The sequence below is a fragment of the Altericroceibacterium xinjiangense genome, from assembly GCF_003958635.1.
GTDB lineage: Bacteria > Pseudomonadota > Alphaproteobacteria > Sphingomonadales > Sphingomonadaceae > Altericroceibacterium_A > Altericroceibacterium_A xinjiangense.
In genome coordinates this window covers 209,791-228,222 of sequence record NZ_RSEK01000005.1, presented here as the reverse complement: position 1 = coordinate 228,222, position 18,432 = coordinate 209,791, and the positions used below count along the sequence as shown (strand labels likewise).

16 protein-coding genes and 1 tRNA gene are annotated in these 18,432 nt (G+C 64.6%); 4 read left to right on the top strand and 13 right to left on the bottom strand.

Annotated elements, in window-relative coordinates; genetic code table 11:
- Positions 1-74 precede the first annotated feature (74 nt).
- Positions 75-1,175 (top strand): class A beta-lactamase, encoded by a 1,101-nt coding sequence (gene bla / locus ELY13_RS08230; protein ID WP_241233600.1) that lies wholly within the window; start codon positions 75-77, stop codon positions 1,173-1,175.
- 45 nt (positions 1,176-1,220) lie between these two features.
- Here the strand turns inward: bla and ELY13_RS08225 are convergent, their stop codons facing one another.
- The 7 genes from ELY13_RS08225 to ELY13_RS08195 all read right to left on the bottom strand — a co-directional run bounded on the left by ELY13_RS08225 (position 1,221) and on the right by ELY13_RS08195 (position 12,722).
- Positions 1,221-1,409, bottom strand: a complete 189-nt coding sequence (locus ELY13_RS08225; protein ID WP_126173408.1) for a DNA/RNA helicase domain-containing protein — start codon at positions 1,407-1,409, stop codon at positions 1,221-1,223.
- 27 nt (positions 1,410-1,436) lie between these two features.
- Positions 1,437-2,444: a family 8 glycosyl hydrolase gene (locus ELY13_RS08220; RefSeq protein WP_126173407.1), complete on the bottom strand. Its 1,008-nt coding sequence runs from the start codon at positions 2,442-2,444 to the stop codon at positions 1,437-1,439.
- Between the two features lie 23 nt (positions 2,445-2,467).
- Positions 2,468-5,857: a cellulose synthase subunit BcsC-related outer membrane protein gene (locus ELY13_RS08215; protein WP_126173406.1), complete on the bottom strand. Its 3,390-nt coding sequence runs from the start codon at positions 5,855-5,857 to the stop codon at positions 2,468-2,470.
- A 1-nt stretch (position 5,858) separates the two neighbouring features.
- Positions 5,859-10,280 carry a UDP-forming cellulose synthase catalytic subunit gene (gene bcsA / locus ELY13_RS08210; protein WP_126173405.1) on the bottom strand — a complete coding sequence of 1,474 codons (4,422 nt, stop codon included), beginning with the start codon at positions 10,278-10,280 and terminating at the stop codon, positions 5,859-5,861.
- Positions 10,277-10,996: a cellulose synthase operon protein YhjQ/BcsQ gene (locus ELY13_RS08205; RefSeq protein WP_126173404.1), complete on the bottom strand. Its 720-nt coding sequence runs from the start codon at positions 10,994-10,996 to the stop codon at positions 10,277-10,279. The genes bcsA and ELY13_RS08205 overlap by 4 nt, the downstream gene beginning before the upstream one ends.
- Positions 10,997-11,000: 4 nt before the next feature.
- Positions 11,001-11,345 carry a hypothetical protein gene (locus ELY13_RS08200; RefSeq protein ID WP_126173403.1) on the bottom strand — a complete coding sequence of 115 codons (345 nt, stop codon included), beginning with the start codon at positions 11,343-11,345 and terminating at the stop codon, positions 11,001-11,003.
- 558 nt (positions 11,346-11,903) lie between these two features.
- On the bottom strand, positions 11,904-12,722 hold the full coding sequence (locus ELY13_RS08195) for a polyphosphate kinase 2 family protein (protein WP_126173402.1): 819 nt from the start codon (positions 12,720-12,722) through the stop codon (positions 11,904-11,906).
- A 232-nt stretch (positions 12,723-12,954) separates the two neighbouring features.
- Here ELY13_RS08195 and ELY13_RS08190 point away from each other — a divergent pair, with 232 nt between their 5' ends.
- Positions 12,955-13,305 (top strand): RidA family protein, encoded by a 351-nt coding sequence (locus tag ELY13_RS08190; protein WP_126173401.1) that lies wholly within the window; start codon positions 12,955-12,957, stop codon positions 13,303-13,305.
- 39 nt (positions 13,306-13,344) lie between these two features.
- Here ELY13_RS08190 and ELY13_RS08185 read toward each other — a convergent pair.
- From ELY13_RS08185 to ELY13_RS08170, 4 genes are all read right to left on the bottom strand, one after another.
- Positions 13,345-13,420 (bottom strand) — tRNA-Lys (locus ELY13_RS08185).
- 24 nt (positions 13,421-13,444) lie between these two features.
- On the bottom strand, positions 13,445-13,963 hold the full coding sequence (gene folK / locus ELY13_RS08180; protein WP_420897420.1) for a 2-amino-4-hydroxy-6-hydroxymethyldihydropteridine diphosphokinase: 519 nt from the start codon (positions 13,961-13,963) through the stop codon (positions 13,445-13,447).
- Complete coding sequence (gene aguB, locus ELY13_RS08175) at positions 13,948-14,799, bottom strand: N-carbamoylputrescine amidase (RefSeq protein ID WP_126173399.1); 852 nt, start codon at positions 14,797-14,799, stop codon at positions 13,948-13,950. The genes folK and aguB overlap by 16 nt, the downstream gene beginning before the upstream one ends.
- A gap of 46 nt (positions 14,800-14,845) precedes the next feature.
- Complete coding sequence (locus ELY13_RS08170) at positions 14,846-15,706, bottom strand: class I SAM-dependent methyltransferase (protein WP_126173398.1); 861 nt, start codon at positions 15,704-15,706, stop codon at positions 14,846-14,848.
- Between the two features lie 102 nt (positions 15,707-15,808).
- On the opposite strand from ELY13_RS08170, the gene msrA reads away from it, so the two are divergent.
- The gene (gene msrA, locus ELY13_RS08165; RefSeq protein WP_126173397.1) at positions 15,809-16,351 is read left to right on the top strand and encodes a peptide-methionine (S)-S-oxide reductase MsrA; all 543 of its coding nucleotides are present in this window, start codon (positions 15,809-15,811) and stop codon (positions 16,349-16,351) included.
- A gap of 3 nt (positions 16,352-16,354) precedes the next feature.
- On the opposite strand, the gene ELY13_RS08160 is transcribed toward msrA, so the two are convergent.
- Positions 16,355-17,587 (bottom strand): RsmB/NOP family class I SAM-dependent RNA methyltransferase, encoded by a 1,233-nt coding sequence (locus ELY13_RS08160; RefSeq protein ID WP_126173396.1) that lies wholly within the window; start codon positions 17,585-17,587, stop codon positions 16,355-16,357.
- A gap of 54 nt (positions 17,588-17,641) precedes the next feature.
- Between ELY13_RS08160 and ELY13_RS08155 the strand changes: the two genes are divergently transcribed.
- Positions 17,642-17,809 (top strand): DUF1674 domain-containing protein, encoded by a 168-nt coding sequence (locus tag ELY13_RS08155; protein ID WP_126173395.1) that lies wholly within the window; start codon positions 17,642-17,644, stop codon positions 17,807-17,809.
- Between the two features lie 5 nt (positions 17,810-17,814).
- Here ELY13_RS08155 and ELY13_RS08150 read toward each other — a convergent pair whose 3' ends face one another.
- Entirely contained in the window at positions 17,815-18,333 is a 519-nt protein-coding gene (locus tag ELY13_RS08150; RefSeq protein WP_126173394.1) for a DUF937 domain-containing protein, read from the bottom strand.
- Positions 18,334-18,432 lie beyond the last annotated feature (99 nt).

Below are 18,432 nucleotides of genomic sequence, written 5' to 3'. Positions count from 1 at the left end.
GGATTATCGCCCATAGGAGAAACCTTTCCGCAGTGCCCTTTGCCCAGATTTCCCGACCCATTTCCCTGCTCCTCGTGCTCCCGCTGATGCTGGCCGGCTGTGCCAAGGAGGAAACGGACGAGCAGAAGCTGGCCGCCTCGGCCGTGTCCAACACCTCCACGCGGAGCGGTCCCGCAAGGCAGGAGCCGAAGCCTCCGCCCGAACCGGTCCTCCCGGACCCGCCGCGCAAGCCCCAGACCGAAGCGGAAAAGAACCTGCAGCAGCAGATCAACCAGCTTGGCCGCCAGTTTGACGGCAAGGTCGGCATTGCGGTGCGCGATGTGCAGAGCGGCTGGACCGCGGCCTACAACGGGCGCGAATGGTTTCCGCAGCAAAGCGTCAGCAAGCTGTGGGTCTCCCTCACCGCGCTCGATCAGGTGGACAAGGGCAAGCTCAACCTTTCGAAAGAGGTGACGGTCGAACGCAAGGACCTGGCCGTTTTCTTCCAGCCGATCCGCACGCTCGTGCTGCGCGACGGCGGCTACGAGACCACGCTGGATGACTTGATGGAGCGCGCGATCACCCGCAGCGACAACACCGCGAACGATTTCCTGCTGTGGCGCACGGGCGGGCCGCACGCCGTGCAGGACACACTGGCGGACAAGAACATCAAGGGCATCCGCTTCGGCCCCGGGGAACGCCTGATGCAAAGCAGCATCGCCGGGCTGGAATGGAAGCCGGAATATTCCATTGGCAGCGCGTTCTGGGACGCGCGGGACAAGGTGCCGCTGGACCAGCGCCGCGAGGCGTTTGAGGACTACATCGCCGATCCGGTCGATGGCGCCACCCCGGTCGGGATGGTCAACGCGCTCGCCCGGTTGAAGCAGGGCAAGCTGCTCTCCTCCGAGTCGACCGAAAAGATGCTGGATATCCTGCACGAAACCCGCAGCGGACCGCGCCGCCTCAAGGGCGGAGTCCCGGGTGGCTGGAAGATCGGCCACAAGACGGGAACAGGTCAGGTCCTGGAAGGCGAGCAGGCCGGGTACAACGACGTGGGGATCGTCACGGCCCCTTCCGGCAACAGCTATGCCGTGGCCGTCCTGATCGGCCGCACCAGTGTTCCGCTTCCCCAACGCATGGACATGATGCAACGCACCGTCCGCGCGGTCGTGAACTACGAACGGCAGATCGACTGAGCTCAAGGCGCCGGCGTGCTCGGCCGACGCCTTGCTGGCTTCGCATCATGGCAAGTACGTCAGGCCGCAGCTGCGCAGGAACTCGAACGTGCCATCATAGAACCGGGATGGACGTGTCCAATCGTCCCCTCGTCCTTCTGGCACAAGGATAACCATGCCCTGACGCGCACGGGTCAGCAGCACGCGATAGGCATTTTTAAGGTAAAGCTTCCGACTTTCGTCCTCTGCCGGCACCCGTGGTCCACGACGGCGAGTGGCACATTACCTCAGAGCAGCCATGCTCTGGAGAACTGCCGCGTAGTAGTCCGACGAAAGGGAACTGCCCGCAGGAGTTCCGGTGACGAGCGATACGATGGCCAACACGCCTTCCGACGCAGAGTACTCGGCCACCTCGCCTGTTTTGACATCGACCCAAGCGGGGACGAACGCACCGGCCGCGAGCCGGCTGCGCCAATATTCTGTCACGGGACGGGCAAGGCCGGACCTGCCGGCGAGGGCGGCATAGAGTGGCACGCGTACGGCATCGAAGCCGAAGCGCGGCTCCCGGTCGGGCGCGGGGCGAACTTCCCCGGTGTCCAGCATCTCCACCCAGTCGGTTGGAAGCCCCGCGGGCCCGAAACGGGCTCGCGTCAGAAACGCGGAGCCATCGATGATGATCTGCTGCCAACCTTCTCCGGGAGCCACACGGGCGAACGACTCCAGGGCCGGCCAGACATAGTATGAGGGGTTCAAAGTAGCTGCCCCCTCCCGCAAGAAGCCCTTCTCCCCCGGCAGGAGCAGCTTCAGACCGCCAAGATCGACGGTAAGTCGAGCCAGAACCGCTTTCCGGATGACCCGCGCTTCCGTGAGGAGGGAGGGGACACCCCAAACCTGGCCAGCTTCCCCTAACGCCCAGGCAATCAGAAGGTCGCCATCTGTTGCGTTGTTGGGATCGGAGACCGGTTGCGGGAGGCGCGGATCGTAGCGCCAGGCGAAAAGCGGGTTTCCGCCCTGCCGCAGGTTGTTCTTCGTCCAGCGCCAGATCTTGTCGAAAGCTGGTCTGTCTCCGGCTTTGACAGCGAGAACCATCCCGTAGCCCTGGCCTTCGCTGTGGCTGATCCGGTTGTTTCCGGTGTCGACGATGCGCCCCGAAGAATCCAGAAAACGTGTCTTGAACAGCGGCCAATGCAGCGACTCTTTCGCCGCAGTGGCGCGAGGCGCGCCGATGGTACAGGCAGTCGACAGCCCGGCCAGAAGGAAGGTTCCAAACTTTCGTCTGCCGATGCGCATTGGTGCAGTCCAGGCCATTGGGTTCAGCAATTCAAGCTGGCGCACTGCAGATTGCTCGAGCTGGCGCCCGCCATTCTGCCGTCTTCGCTGCCGAACGTCTGCTTGATGCCGATCCAGGATTTCAATTCGTCGTACCTCCCGAAGGTGTTCACGTCGGCGGACCAGATCAGACTGGTCTGCGGGCCGACATCGTAGCTGGCTCGGGCACGTCCGGAGAAGGCCAGGCCGGTCTTGCTGATCGCGTCGTAGCCGGTACGTACGTCTGTGTTGGAGAGCTTGAGGAAGTCCAGCCCGGCTTGTGCAGCCGCATCTGTCGGATAAAGCGCGGCGGCATCCTGCTCGAAGCTCTGGAAGCCGGGAGTGCCTTCGATTTCAAGCTCGAGCTTGTCCCCCATGAAGGCGTAGCGGATCGGAAAAGCGGCCGCCAGGAACATCTGCGGGCTGAAATAGCCGCCGTGCCCGAAGGTGAAGAAGTTCTGGTTGTTCGCAAAATCCTGGTAATTGATGTTCGCACCGGCAGTCAGTCTCGATCGACCTTGCTCGTGCAGCAGGAAGTAAGCGCCAGCGTTCAAGGCAAACCCTGAGTTGCGATTGACGTTTTCACCCGAGTAGCGATGGAACGAAGCATCGCCATAGATGCCGGTGCCTCCCTCGTCATAGGAAACGGCGACGCCGCCTCCGACCTTCATCACTTGTCCCCAATACGCTCCGCTCTCGGGGTCGCGCATGCCGGCATAGGACAGGACGCTATCGGTGACGGGCTTCCTTTCGAACCATGCCCGGCTATTCAGGCCCACGGGTGACGAAGGATGCGCTTCAACCCGAAAGGTGACATCCTTCTTGTCGAAGCCGAGGGGCGTGCTGCCGATTTCAGCGTCAACGAGATCACTTCGATACGTGATCGACGGAGCAACCCCGGAGGCGTGCTGGATCCCCGCTGGCGCCAGTTCGGCGGGCGCCTCATCAACGATCGCTTGCGCCTCACGGGTGGCATTGCGGCCCAGGCGCGCAAGGGCCGATCGGTCGGGCGTCCCTGCATCGAGCACGACAGCCTCGGCCCGCAGGCCAATTCTGCCGGCCCCGACGTGAGTCGAGATTTCGGCCTTGGCAGACACTTCGTCCAGGGCGCTGAGCCCATTCTCGCCCGACCGTTGCCGGTAGCCGGTGCTTATCTCCGCCTGCGGGCCGCGCCGTCCTGACAGCGACGCGATGTCCTGTTGGATCCGCACCAGCGTGGAGTCAGGCTGGCCAGCTTGAAAGGCGGCACCCTCAGCCGCACCAGGCAATCCCGGAGCGCGGCGCCCGACCGGGTCCAATTCCACGAGTCCGGACCGCGAGGCAGGCGAAGCAAAGGCATCCGCGCTCGCGCTCACCCTCTGGGGCAATCGCGTGTCGGCTCCCAAAGCGAAAGGATTCACGGCTTCCGCCCGGGAAACCGCTGGGCGGAAGGGGTTTGCATCTGCCAGTCCTGTGGCGAACGGGTTCTTCGCGGAGAAGGCGCCCGCGCCAGAGGCGGTCTGGCGCGCGTAGAGCTCCCGGGCCTTTTCAAGGTAGCGCAAGGCGCGGCCTTCACGCCCTCTTGCTTTCTCGATGTCAGCTCCGGCGAGGTAGACTTCGTAGTCCTCGGGCGCGGCCCGGACTGCCCGTCCGAACGCGTTGCCGGCAAGATCGTGGTCCTTTGCTGCCGCTGCCGTTCGGGCGAGGCCGAGTAAAGCCCCCTTGTTGTCCGGCTCTTTCTGCAGGAACAGCTGGTACGTTTGCGCGGATTTCGCCGGAAGTGAGCCCGCCTGGTAAAGTTGGGCCAGCTCAAACAGGATATCAGCGCTTTCGGGAGCGCTCATCCACGCGGACTGAAGCAGGTCGAATGCGGCTGCATACTGCCCGCCCTCCCGCAACGCTCCGGCCTGCGTGACCGCGAGAACGGCGGAAAGCCGATCCACGAGCGCCTGGTCCTGCTTCGACGAGCTCGCCTGTTCGCGAGCGGTCTGAAGGGCCATCCTGGCTTCGGCCTGCATCCCTGCCTTGGCGAGCACCCGGACAACAGGTTCGTAGGCCTGAAGATCGGCCAACCCCGAACTGAGCGCCGACCGCGCTGCCGCGACGGCGTTTTGCTCATCTCCCAGTTCGAGGAGAGCGTTCGCAAGAGCGGCCGACTTTGCAGCCGGCAGGGCTGCCCCCTCCCTTAGCTCTTGCAGACGAGCCACGGCTTGAGGCGCCCTTCCCTGCGCGGACAGCTCCCTTGCCCATTCGATCTCGCGATCCACCACCAGTCCCTGCGCGAAGGATGTAATCAGGTCGTCTCGCTCATCGTCCGGGATGCGATCGATGAAGGCCTGCGATTGGCGGAGATCGCCTCTCTGGTGGCTCAGAAGTGCGGCTGCGTAGAAAGCGTCCGCACTACCGATTGCCGAGAGAGACGCGACCATGGAATCCGCCTCGGCAATGCGCCCTCGATCGGCGAGGTAGCGGCCGAATTCGTATCGGATCCAGGGGTCCCGCTCGTCGAGCATGAGCCCGGCGACGAACTCCTGCTCGGTCCGATTGTCGTCCCCGAACTGGGCTGCCTGAAGCGCACGGTTGCGTGCCGCTCGGCTTCGCAGACGATCCCGTTCCTGCGATCGCATCCCGCTTGCGTGTTCCAGGACTTTGGCAGCATCAGCGAAGCGACCCTGCTTCTCGTAAACATCCGCAAGCAGGAGGAAGGCCGATGAGCTGTCTTCGAAGCTGGACCCGACGAGTTCCTCCGCCAGCCCCTCGGCCTGCGCCAGATTCCCCGACCGGAGCGCCCCAAGAGCCTCTTTCATCCCCGCGTAGAACCGGGCGGCCTCCAGGGCTGGGCTCCACTGGGAAGCGTTCCCGAGCGTCGTCGCGCGCTCAAGCAGGTCTCGGGCTTCTCCGAAGCGCTCCTGCCGAAGCCGAACGATCCCGAGGCCGCCGAGGGTTTCAGCGTCCGAGGGGCTGCGGGAGAGGGCCGCCTGGAATTGCCGGGCAGCCCCCTCCAGGTTCTCCTGATCAAGATACTGGAAGCCGGCCGCTCGATAATCGGCCGCAGCAGGCTTTGCGGCTGCAGGCCTTGAAGCAGCGGGCGTTGCGCCGCCGGTTCGCGCCGAACTGCCGAGCGATAACGGGGCAGAGGGTTTCGCGGTGACGGCTCTTCGTGGCTGCGCCTGTACCGGTGGAGCAGGCGAGGGCGCCGGCCGCGCCAGCGCCTGGCGCGCTTTCCGGTTGCCCGGATCAAGCTCCAGCACCCGTCGGTACGCCTCCCTGGCCCTGTCTTGCCGGCCCCGTTCGGACCAGTATCGCCCTTGTTCGAGCAGCGCGTCGACACCTGTGGCCTGCGCAAGCGCCGGCGTCCCGGATCCCAGCAGCTGTACAAACCCGATCCCGACGAGAAGAGCCGCCTTGCCACGCATTCTAGAGTTCGCTTTCAGAATTGAGCCGTCGTTCCGCCTGCCGCTTGAGAAGCAGGTAGGCCGGGCCGGACACGAAAAGTGCCACGAGAATTGCCGCGGCCGCCAGCAGGAGGGGATGTGTGCTGAACCAGTGCGCAACCCGGATCCAAAGCGGCAGAGAGCCCACCCAGTAGCCCGGCCCGACTGCGAAGCTGCGAATGCCGGAACCGTCGAACACGGCCAGATCGCCTTGAATCTGAGCGTTGACCCGCAAGTTGGCCATGCTCTGGACCAGGGCCGGGAGATCGCCCGGCCTGTCGGCAAGCACGGCAACGACGGTTCGTCCCTGCTCGAAAGGCGATTCGAATTCCAGAATGCCCTGGAACTTCCGAACGCCTGTCGTGAATTCGGCGGCGCTCCGCTCATCGCTCGCGAACGGGGACACGGCATGGAACATCCGGGCGATCGGAGACCGCTGGGTGACGGTCAGCTGGCCGCCCCGATTGGCCAGGGGAGCATTGCTGAACAAGGCTTCGTTCCCCATCAGCCCCAGATCACCGATCACGATGAGGTCGTTGTTCGCGAACGCCTGCGGGTCCTCGCCGCGGACGACGTTGACGCGCGTCGCCGCAGCCCCGGTGGAGTCGCCGAAGCGGCCCATCAGGATCAGAAACGCGCGGATCTCGTCATCGCTCGGGTCAGGACCCAGCAGGACCGCGGTCTGCGCAAGGTCCGGGTAGATAGTGAACGGATACCCTCCGTTGGCGAAAGTCGCCAGATTCGGCATCTGCAGCGCGTGATAGGCCCCGGTGAGGTCGATCGTGCTGTCGGGCAGGATGCTGGTGTGAACATCCTGCGGCACCATGCCGCGGCATTCCTGCTTGTCGGCAAGCAGCATCTGGTAATCGAAGACCAGGTTGTTCTGCCCATACAGATAGTAGCGCGGGAGCAGGACGGAGTCGGACGCGTCCGCCGATGCCGCACGCGGCGTATCGAAGAACCAGTTCCACCAGTGAGCGCTGCCAAGCGGGAGCGTGCGCTGGAACTCGCCGTTCAGCGAGACGTCGAGGCGGGAAGCACTCTTGTCCAGCCATTTGGCAACCGGATAGCGGTAGTGCAGATCGAGCTGTCCGCCCTGACGGGGCCAGAAAAACAGGTCAGGGGCGGCCTGGAACTGCACGCTGAGCGGGCCCGGCCGGATGCCCGACCCCTGCAGGAAAGTCGGCTGGGTCAACTCGCCCAGCTTGACCGGCCGGTCGGTTCGCAACCAGCGCGGCGCTCCGTAAGCTGGGTAGTTCGGTATCTGGGCCGACGAAAGAGTGACGTGTTCCCCTTGGAAGACGCCTCGCCCGCTGGCGATCGCCGCCGCTGCCAGCCTGAGTTCCTCATCGTCCCGCCCCATGATCACCAGTATCTGGCCCAGGGAATCCGCGGGGTTTCGCATCACCTGGGCCGAAGGGCCGGTGATGTTCAGCGGAAGACCGGCAAAGGACGCACCGGACTTCAGGAAAACGATCGCGTTGCCCTTCGGCAGCTGCCCGATGACCGGCTGGAAGTCGAAACCCCGATAGCTCGCCTCGCTGCCAAGCCACGAAGCCATGCTCGCGGCTGCCTCAAGCTCCGAATTGTCGGGGCGCTTTGCAAAAACGAACGGGATGCGAACGGGGAGACTCTCATCGGGATCGAAGAAGGGGCGCGGCAAGCGCGCCAGATCCGGCCCGAGGGGCAGCTTCTGAAAGGTCAGCTGGAAGCGCGACCGCAGGTTGCTGACGTTCGCCCAGAGCGAACTGTGGAAAGGATCCTCGCAACCGCGGCTGTAGTGCCCCAGGAGGCGAAGGTTGAGCCGGTTGTCGCCCGGAAGAAAAAGGGGTGAATCGACCGGGAAGGTCACCGTGGTCCCGCTCGCTCCCTCGGGGGTCAGCCGGATGGTATGGATTACTTCGTCGTTCAGAAGGATGACAAGCTGGCTGACGTCACCAAGCAAGGCCGGGGACCAGGACAAGTCGAGCGTCAGGTTGGCGCCGGTGACGACCTCATCGCGGCGCATCCCGAAAGGAATCCCGATTTCACCGCGGACGCCTTCAAGCCGGACCGGTGATCGGACACCCAGGTTCCGAAGCGTGACCTCGCGCCGCCAGCGCTCCCCGCTTGCCGACTTTGCTGCCGCTGCCGGTGCATCGTTCTGCGCGTGCGCGGGAGAGGGGGCGTAGAGCAGCGCCGGAACAAGCAGCAATCCAAGCAAGGCCGCCGCCTTGTTGAGGCGCTTGATCGGCTTCTGCACCCGCTTCCGGGCACCGGGGATCTCCGCGATGGCCGCGGTCTCAAGACGAACGGCGGCGACCTTCGGGACGCGCGGCGTGGCGGAGCCCCTGCGCTTCGCGGCGAAGGCTCGCTTCACGGTGAGGAAGCAGATACGCACGATGTCGATGAACGAGCGCAGCCCGGTGACGCGCTCAAGCGGCTTGTCGGGAACCCATGCGTCGGCTCGCCCCATGACGGCGCGGATCAATTGACGTTCCTGCAGCAGGTTCAGTGCCTGGAAGCGCAACGTGATCACCTGGTTGCGTGTGCGGAGGGCATCGGCTTCAACCACCAGGGTCTCGCTCCCCATCGACAGCGATATATGCGTCAGGCCCCAGTCGGTCAGATCCAGGCTTGGGTCGAAGCGGGCGCTGAGGCCGCCCATCGAAACCTCTTTCGTGCGGGCATCGACGATGTGCCCGTTGGAGAAGTGAAGGGTAACGGGAAGGTCCACCGGGATCCGCACGTGCTCACGGCGCTGCCGCGATTCGTTGGCGACCGCCACCGAGGCGATCAGGATCAGGAGGCTGAAGGTGGCCCATGCCGTGTTCAGCACGAACGTGTCGAGCTGGATGCCGAAAAACTGCGGGAAGAAGGCAAGCTTGATCGCCCCCACCGTGATCCCGAGCAGGACGAGGCCTATGCAGATCAGGTGCGGCTTTACGATGTGGGCATCGAAGTAGCTGTGCTCGAGCTGCTCGCCCTTGTCGGTTACGTTGAATTTCCCCTTCCGCGGGCTGAACCAGGTCAGAACCGTCGGCTTCACCAGATGGAACGCCAGGAGGGTCTCGTAAATCTCGCTCCAGAACGGACGACGGTCATGGCCGTGCGACCGGGTACCCGACACCATGGAGCAGTAGAGGTGCGGGAGCGCGTAGGCGAAGATCATCAGAGCCGGAGCCTGGATGATGTTGGCTCCGAAGAGGAGAAAGGCCAGCGGACTGGTAAGAAACACGATGCGGGGCAGCGGGAATTGAAAGTGAAGCATCGCGTTGAGGTAGGAGAGTCGCTGCGGAAGCCTTAGTCCCCGGCCGAACAGAGGGTTATCGATCCGCAGGATCTGCGTCATTCCCCGGGCCCAGCGTATCCGCTGGCCTACATGCAAGGCCAGCCTTTCGGTTGCGAGACCCGCCGCAAGCCGAACGCCGAGATAGCCGGTGTTCCACCCCATCCGCTGGAGCTTCAAAGCGGTATGGGCGTCCTCCGTGACCGTTTCACCCGCAAAGCCGTTTGTCTGCTGCAGGGCTTGGCGCCGGATGACGGCGCAGGATCCGCAGAAGAAGGCTGCATTCCACAAGTCGTTGCCCTTCTGGATGGGACCGTAAAAGAGATCGCCTTCACCGGGCTGCTCGTCGATCACATCCAGGTTCCGCTGGACGGGATCGGGTGAATAGAAGTGGTGCGGCGTCTGCAGCAGCGCCAGCTTCTGGTCCTTCTGGAACCAGCCTACCGTCATCTGAAGGAAGGCCCTGGTCGGGACGTGATCGCAATCGAAGATCGTCACCAACTCGCCCGAGGTCTTGCCGAGAGCGGTGTTGAGATTGCCTGCCTTTGCGTGCGTGTTATCCGGCCGGGTAAGATACCCGCAGCCGACTTCGTGCGCGAATTCCCTGAACTCGGGACGGCGGCCGTCATCCAGAATATAAACTCTGAAGCGGTCCTCCGGGTAGTCCATGTCCATGGCAGCGAAGACCGTGCCGCGAACGATCGCGAGGCTTTCGTTGTAGGTCGGGATGAAGACATCCACGAGGGGCCACGTCTCCGGCTCGCCTTCGATCTCCACCGGGGGGCGTTCCAGCGGCCAAGCCGTTTGCAGCAGGCCGAGCGCCAGGATCAGCCACGCGTAAAGTTCGGCAATGTACAGGCCGGACCCGAGGATCAGGGCCGGCACGTTCTGGAAATCCAGCGTCTGGGTTGTTCGCCAGAAGATGTAGCGCGACGACACTATCAGCGACAGGATGCCCAGCGCGATCAGGCTTTGCCTGGTGTTGCGGCGGGCGAGCAGCATCCCAGCGACGATCGTCAGGCCCGCGAACAGCCACTGTGACTGCAGATCCAGGGGAACTACGATCACCAGCACGCAAAGCAAAGCGATGACGACTCCTGTGGCCGCCGTTCTCAGGAGGTGAAGTTGCCTAATCATCCTTCCTCGCCTTCCTTCCGGGGTCCCAGGTTGCAGTGCTCCTCAAGGGCCGTGACCACGGCGCGAACATCGGCAAGAGCAGCGCTCGTCGGGCGGAACCGTTCAAGAGTCTCGAACTTCGCAACCGCCTCGTTGACCGCTTCGTCCTGGCGCACCGTGCCGGCGAGCAACCGCTCGAAGGCAGAGTGAAGAAAGATGTTGGAATGGCGTGCCAGCGTGCGCGTATCGTCGAGCAGGTTGACGACGATCAGCGTCTTCTGGAGTTCGGCAAGCGGCTGTGCCGGATCGACTTTCGTCAGCGAAGCCAGCGCGACCGGCCCGGGCGTTATCGTGCAGACCTGCAGGACTGCATGCGGAAGCAGCGCCTGCTTCAATGCGTGATCCGCGGCAGCCACATCAGCGATGATCAACTTGTCCGACGGGAACGGCGACGCGTCCGGATCGGCCAGCATCTTGAGAAAGGCGGCTTTCCTGCCGAGACGGTAACCGTCCAGCAGCTCCACCCCCGCGGCAACCAGTTCTTCCTCGCTGTCGTCGCCCGCCCTCACGATCGGCTGGTCCGGCAGAAGGCCGAAGAACAGCTTCAGCGAACCCTGGTAGGTGAAGTCGATCGCGATCGGCTCATGACCCCGGGCCGCAAGTTCCATCGCGCAATGAGCCGCAAGAAAAGTTGAGCCGACGCCGCCTTTGGGCGAGTGGAACAGCAGCAAGGGCAAGGCGCTATCTCCCGGGAGTCATGCGGCCGAGGAAAGCGTCGAGCTCACCATCGCCGATCGGGTGCGTTTCGCCAGCGGCGACGTCGAGCGCCGGAGTGACGCGGTCTTCTTCGCTGCTGGCTTCGGGCTTTTTCGGCAGGGGATGCACAGTGGCGAGCGCAGCTCTTTCCCTGGTGACCCGCTTGGCGTCGATCCGGGACACCGGGCGCCCGACCAGCCGCTCATCCTGGAGCAGGGCTTCGAAAAGCGGCCACAGTTCCGTATCTCCGAAACGATCGGCGAATTCCTGGTACCGAAAATCCTTCTGCCCAAGTTTCTTGAGCAGGGCTTCCGCGTCGCTACGCATCATTGTCCCCTAACCTTTGTTATCAATTCTAGGATTCTTCAGTATCGCCACCAATTGACGACCTGATCCATTTCGGATGTAGGCTCAGAGAGTCTGAGATCGGCTCAATGATAGGAGGCAGGTCGCTGCCGTTACGGGACTTGCCCGCGCCTCTGGCAGAGCAGCCCTGCCAACCGGGATCAGGGTGTCCCGACGCGGCAAGTCCCGCGAACAATGCTCACGTGAGCCGCCTGCACGGGAGCGGCCCGAGCAATTCAGCCTGCACCGGGGAAGAATGCGAGGGGAAGGGATGCGGGGTGCCGCCGGTAATCGAGCGCGAGGTATTTGCAGCCCGGCAAGCTCGCCCTGCTGTCGTTATCCCGCTCGTCCGGTCACCGCCTCCACCGCCAGATCAGCCCCGCGGGGCTGCTTGCCACTTGGATCGAGGAGCCTGGGAGAGACCGGAGTGCGCCTGCACGGCACCAGTGGGCGCAGCACAGCAGTCCCACCCGCCAGTTCCCATCGCTGAAGGTCAGAAATCTCCAGCCGTCAAACGCCTGACCGCCGCAGACGCGGCAGGCTTCAACCGAACGCGGACCGGGCGAGCCTCATCACCTCATCCGATGCCTGCGGCGGCTCCGAAGGCGTTACCGGAGCCAGACAATCGTAAACCGCCTGCAGGACCGCGATCCGCGCCGACTTCTTCTTGTCGCCATTGATGATGATCCATGGGGCAACAGCCGTGTCCGTCCGGTCGAACATCTCCTCCATCGCCGCGAGATAACCGGCGCGCCGCTCTCGATTTCGGAAGTCTTCCGGGCTCACCTTCCACCGCTTCCACGGGTGAGCAAGCCGAGCCTTCAGCCTTTCATCCTGCTCTTCCACCGATACGTGCAGGAACAGCTTCACGACCGTGGTTCCGTCCGCCGCCAACTGCGCTTCGAACTGGTTGATCTCGTCATACGCCCGGCGCCATTCCGCTTCGCTCGCAAAGCCTTCGACGCGCTCCACCAGAACCCTGCCGTACCAGCTGCGATCGAACACGGCGATTTCACCCGTCGCAGGCAACCGCGTCCAGAACCGCCAGAGAAAATTGTGCGCCTTTTCTTCCTCCGTCGGCGCGGAAATCGGCCAGACCGAGAATGCGCGGGGATCCCACTCCGCGGTGAGACGCTTTATCGCTCCGCCCTTCCCGGCCGCATCCCACCCCTCGAAAACGATGACGCTCCGCTTCTTGTGCACGATGTGGCCGACCATCACCGCCGCGAGCTTCTTTTGTAGCTCCTCCAGAGCTTCGTCGTACGGCCGGTCCAGCGGCTCGGGAGCTTCGTGCCTCGCGAGCCGGGTCACGGGCAAAGGACTATGGCTCGATTCAGCAGCCGGGATAGGGGTGTTGGTCATCGATCCGGTATAAACCCTTTGAGCGCCGGGCGCGACGGCAATGCCGATGCTGAGGACTCGTCAGGCAGTCTCCAGCCCCGGCCGGACGGTCTGGCTCGAATCCGAAACGCGTGAACCAAAAGCGGCGGCCATGAACTGGGTTTGGAACGGCAGAACTTGCCAGCCAGCAGCAATGCGCCCCATAGCCTCAGGTCAGGAGTGGGCTGAAAGCCACGCAAACAAGGAGCAAAGAATGAGCATTCGCCGGATCGAACCTGGACCCCGCATGTGTCAGGCCGTGGTTCACGGGAACACGGTGTACCTGGCTGGACAAGTCGGCGCCCCCGGCGAAAGCGTCGCCGCACAGACCAAGGCCGTTCTGGAGCAGATCGACAGATTGCTGGCAGAGGCTGGAACGGACAAGTCCCGGATTCTGTCCGCTACGGTCTTGCTTGCGGACATGGCCGACTTTGCAAAAATGAACTCGGCCTGGGACGCTTGGGTGGATGCTGGAAATCCGCCGGCCCGCGCCACGGCCGAGGCAAGACTTGCCGCCCCCGACTACAAGGTGGAAGTCATCATCGTTGCGGCAGTAGCAGAGTAGCGGGATCTACCGCAGTGCCATGCAAGGCACTTGCAGCGATGGTGAGCCCTGCTGGGTTCGAACCAGCGACCTACTGATTAAAAGTCAGTTGCTCTACCGACTGAGCTAAGGGCCCGCGCACCACGCGACGCGATGGAGGTCACCTAGGCAGGGGGCGCGAAGTGGTCAAGCGTGGCTTGAGGTGACGCAGGCAAAGTCCGGTCACGGGATCGCGCCAATCGGGCGCAATCGTGGCGGCCGGGCCAAGCACGAAATCGCGGGTCCGGAACAAGCGGTGCGGGATCGCAAGATTGCGCGAGGCGTGGATTCCGCCGCTCCACAGCACGATGTCGAGGTCGAGCACCCGGGCACGCCAGCGCTGCCCGCGGCTGCGGCGGCCGAACGCGTGCTCGATCCGCTTCAGCACCCGGAGCAGCTCTTCCGGTGCCCATTCACTCTCCACCAGCGCAGCGGCGTTGGCGTAGCGGCGCAGCGACGGGCCGACCGGCGCGCTGCGGATCATCGGGGAAACCGCCAGCACGCGGACGCCATCATCCTCCCCATAATCCTCGAGCGCGGCAAGACTCGCGCGCAGCACATCCTCCGGCGCGCCGTGACGGACGTGCCGCTGGTTGGAACCGAGCGCGATCAGGTAGCGGTGGATCAGATGTCCTCGCAGATCCGGCCATAGAGCTGCGGGCGGCGATCGCGGAAGAACCCCATCCCGGCACGGTGCTTCGCCGCCTGGCGAAGGTCGAGCCTGGAAACCAGCACCCCGGTTTCCTCCGCCCCGTACTCCGCGACGAAATCACCCCATTCGTCGGCGATGAAGCTGTGGCCGTAGAACCGCTGCCCGCACTCGGTGCCGATCCGGTTGGCGGCGATTACCGGCATGCAGTTCGATACCGCGTGGCCCAGCATCGCCCGGCGCCACATCCGGCTGGTGTCGAGTTCGGGATCGTAGGGCTCGGATCCGATCGCGGTTGGATAGAACAGCAATTCCGCGCCCAGCAGGGCCATGACCCGGGCGGTTTCCGGATACCACTGGTCCCAGCAGATGCCGACGCCGATCCGGGTGCCGAACACGTCCCACACCTTGAACCCGTCGTTCCCGGGGCGGAAGTAGTACTTTTCCTCGTATCCCGGCCCATCCGGAATGTGGCTTTTGCGGTAGGTGCCCATGATCTCCCCGTCCGGGCCGATCATCGCCATCGTGTTGTAATAGTGGTGCCCTTCCCGCTCAAAGAAGCTGGTCGGAATTGCGATCTTCAGCTTCTTCGCCAGATCGCGCATCGCGATCACGCCGGGATGTTCCTTCACCGGGCGGGCAAGCTCGAACAGGGTTTCGTCCTCCAGCCGGCAGAAATATGGGCCGGAGAACAATTCGGGCGGCAGCACGATCTGCGCGCCTTCCCGCGCGGCTTGTTCAACCAGCGCGGAAACGGCGGCGATGTTCTCGCGCTCATCCTCGGACCCGAGGGGGAGCTGCAGGGCGGCAACGGTGATTTCAGCCATGCGCCGCCCTATAAGGTCTCAGACCCGCATTTTAAAGGACAGGCGATCAGGCGCGCTTGCGGAAGAGCAGCGTCATCCGGTCGCTTTCCCCGATTGCCTGCATCTGCGCCCGGGTTGCATCGGTCGCGCCGCGCAGGCCCGGGGGAAGCATCCAGACGCCGTCCGGCCAGTTCTTCGTATCCTTCGGGTTGGCGTTGATTTCAGACCGGCCGACAAGGTCGAATCCATAGACGTCCATCAGCGCGATCACGTCCTTTTCGCGCATGTAGCCCTTGCTGCCGTCGGCCATCGCATAAGGCGCGTTCTCGTTCGCCCGGTGCTCGACAATCCCGACCATGCCATCGGGCTTCAGCAGCTTGCGGATCGCCATCATGTCATCGTGCAGCCAGCCGAAGCGCAGCTGGTTGTGGATTTCGCGCATGATCAGCACGCGGTCGACGGTGCCTTCCAGTCCTTCGGGCATCTGGTCGACGTTGAACGCGGTCATCCGCGCGCCCTGGCCCAGGTTCCACTGCGCGGCCTGCTGCGGGAATTTCTCCGCCAGCCCGCCCATGTAGTTGCGCATCCGCTCATTCGCGTTGCTGACGTCCGGGCCCATCGCGATGTAGTGCCCCTGCGGTCCGAGGTAAGGCGCCAGAACCCGCGTGTACCAGCCGCTGGCCGGCAGATAATCGACGACCGTCATCCCCGGCTTCACCTGAAGGAAGGCCAGCGTTTCGGCGGGGTTGCGGTACTGGTCGCGCGCGCGATCCTCTGCCCGGCGCGGATCGGCGAGAATCGGCGCCAGCGCCGGGTCGGTGGGCGCGTGCCCCAGCACATGCCCGGAAACGGTCTGGGCGGCAGCCATCCCCGGCAGCCCTGCGCCAAGGGCAAGGCCGAACACGGCGGCAAGAACGATCGAACGCATCGGCAGGCTCCTCTGTAATATTTTGCGCCAGCTTAGCGTACCCGGCGGCGGTGGCAATCGGCTGTCCGCTTCCTATCTCAGGCCGCAGAAGGAGACTGAAGAATGGCGGACAAGCAGACGGCAATCCTCGCCGGTGGGTGCTTCTGGTGCACGGAGGCGGTGTTTCGCGACGTGGTCGGGGTCGATCAGGTCGAAAGCGGCTATATCGGCGGCGCGGCCGAAAACCCGACCTACAAGCAGGTCTGCTCCGGCAGCACCGGCCATGCCGAGGCGATCCGGGTGACTTTCGATCCCGAGCAGATTTCCTATCACGACATCCTTGAGGTGTTCATGGCGACCCATGACCCGACCCAGCTGAACCGGCAGGGCAACGATGTCGGCACGCAGTACCGCTCCGCCATCTTTCCGCTCGACGAAGACCAGCGGATCGAGGCCAATGCCGCGATCGAGCGGGCCGGCAAGGTCCACCCCGCGCCGATCGTCACCACGATCGAAGGCCCCGCCCCGTTCTACGTCGCGGAGGACAACCACCAGGAATACTGGCAGGGCGAAGGCCAGCGCAATCCCTACTGCCTCGCGGTTATCCCGCCCAAGCTGCAGAAATTGCGCAAGAGCTTCGCCAATCGGATCAAGCAGCAGGCCTGACCGTCAGCGGCGGAAGCGCGCAACGAAGAACCCGTCCATCCCGCCGTGCTCCGCAAGCAGGCCGGGATCGGTCTTGAGCCAGCCTTCCCGCGAAAGCGGCAGGTCCAGCGAAAGATCGGCGGGTGTGATGGGATCGGGCGTCAGCGATACCTGCGCCGCCCGTTCCTCGCCTTCCTCGCGCTCCAGCGAGCACACTGCATAGACCAGCTGCCCGCCGGGTTTCAGCCACCCGGCGGCACGGTCCAGCAAGCGGGCCTGCACGTCGGCCATTTCCGCGATCTGCCGGTCCGAAATCCGGTAGAGCACGTCCGGATGGCGGCGGCAGGTGCCGGTGGCGGTGCATGGCGCATCGATCAGAATCGCATCGAACGGCTCCGCCGGCTCCCACTTCATTGCATCGGCGGTGACGATTTCGGCCGAAAGCCCGGTGCGCTTGAGGCTTTCCCGCAGCAGATCGAGCCGCCGCGCGCTGACATCGAGCGCGGTCACGTTCCACCCGCTTGCGGCCAGCTGCAGCGTCTTGCCCCCCGGCGCGGCGCACAAGTCCAGTACGCGGCGCCCTTCGCCGGCGCCGAGCAAGCGAGCCGGCAAGCTCGCCGCAACGTCCTGCACCCACCACGCCCCTTCCGCGAAGCCGGGCAGATCCTCGACCGAGGATCCCCGCGCAAGCCGCAACTGCCCGGGCGCAAGGACGTCCGCCCCCAGCCGTTCCCGCCATTCATCGGTCTGCGCCGGATCGCGCAAGGTGAGATCGAGCGGGGGCGGCACGGCCAACCCTTGGGCGATGGCTCCTGCCCGTTCATCCCAGCGCGCGGCGACATCGGCGGGCAGCGTAGGGGCCTCCGGCAGCGTGACCTGCTGTTTCACCAGTGTCGAAAACACCCCGTGGGCCAGCCGGCGCGGTCCGCCGGTCAGCAGCGGCAGCGCCGTGGCGATCACCGCGTGGGGCGGCGTATCGAACCGCAGCCACTGGACCAGCATGATCCGCAGGACGATGCGCGCCTTGCTGTCATCGGGCAGCGGCTTCTTCATTGCGCTGTCGATCAACGCGTCGAGATCGATCAGCCAGCGCAGACTTTCGGCGGCAATCGCGCGGGCGAGCGCCATGTCGGAAAAGGTCAGCAAGCCGGATGTGGCGGACGGAGCCGCCTGATCCAGCGTCTCTCCCCGGCGCAGCACCGCGTCGAGCAACCTGAGCGCCGCGCGGCGGGCGGGAAATCCTTGCACTTCAGCCATCGGCATCCCCTATCCGCAATTGCAACCGGCCGCCAGCCGCCCCATGTTGAACCCATGACCCAGCGCGAGACGAAACGGCCCGAGACGTTCCAGAAGCCCGACTACTGGACCAATACTCCGCCGCCGAAGCCAAAAGCGCCCGAGCCGACGGAGGACCCCCAGGGCCTCAGCCCGACTCGCTACGGCGACTGGGTGAAAGACGGGATCGCGGTCGACTTCTAACCCGGTCAACGCTTGCCCAGGACCGAGCCGAGCATTCCGCCGAGCCCCCCGCTTCCCAAAGCTCCGCCACCCGCGCCTGAACCCAGCCCGCCGACCACGGAGCCGAGCACGCCGCCAAGGCCGCCCTGCTGCCCGCCCGCGCGCTGGCTCAGGTGACCGGCGACCAGCATCGTCAGCACCGGCAGCATCCGCTTCAGCAACCCGGCATCGAGCCCGCTGGTCTGCGCGGCCTGCCCGGCCACTTGCCGGCTGGTGTCCTTGCCGCCGAACAAGCTGCCGAGCAGGGCATTTCCCTTGGAAACGTCGGTCGGCTGCGGCCCGGTGACGTTGTGCGCCAGTTGCGCCCCGCCCAGCGAATGCACTTCGCTCTCCAGGTTGCCTGCGCCGCCGGCCCGCTGGTTCATGCCGGACAGGATCGAAGGCAGCAGCGCCGCCGCACCTGTCCGCGCCTTGTCGTGCGAGATGCCCAGCTGGCCCGCCAGTGCATCGATGCCGCCCGGCGGCAGCAGTTCATCAAGGTTCATTTTCCGGTCTCCATGTCCTTCGGTTTTCCGCCGACAACGGCCGCTCTCCCAAAAAAGCTCCCTTCGTTGACCAGCCTGCGCCAATTGCCCCCGCGGAAC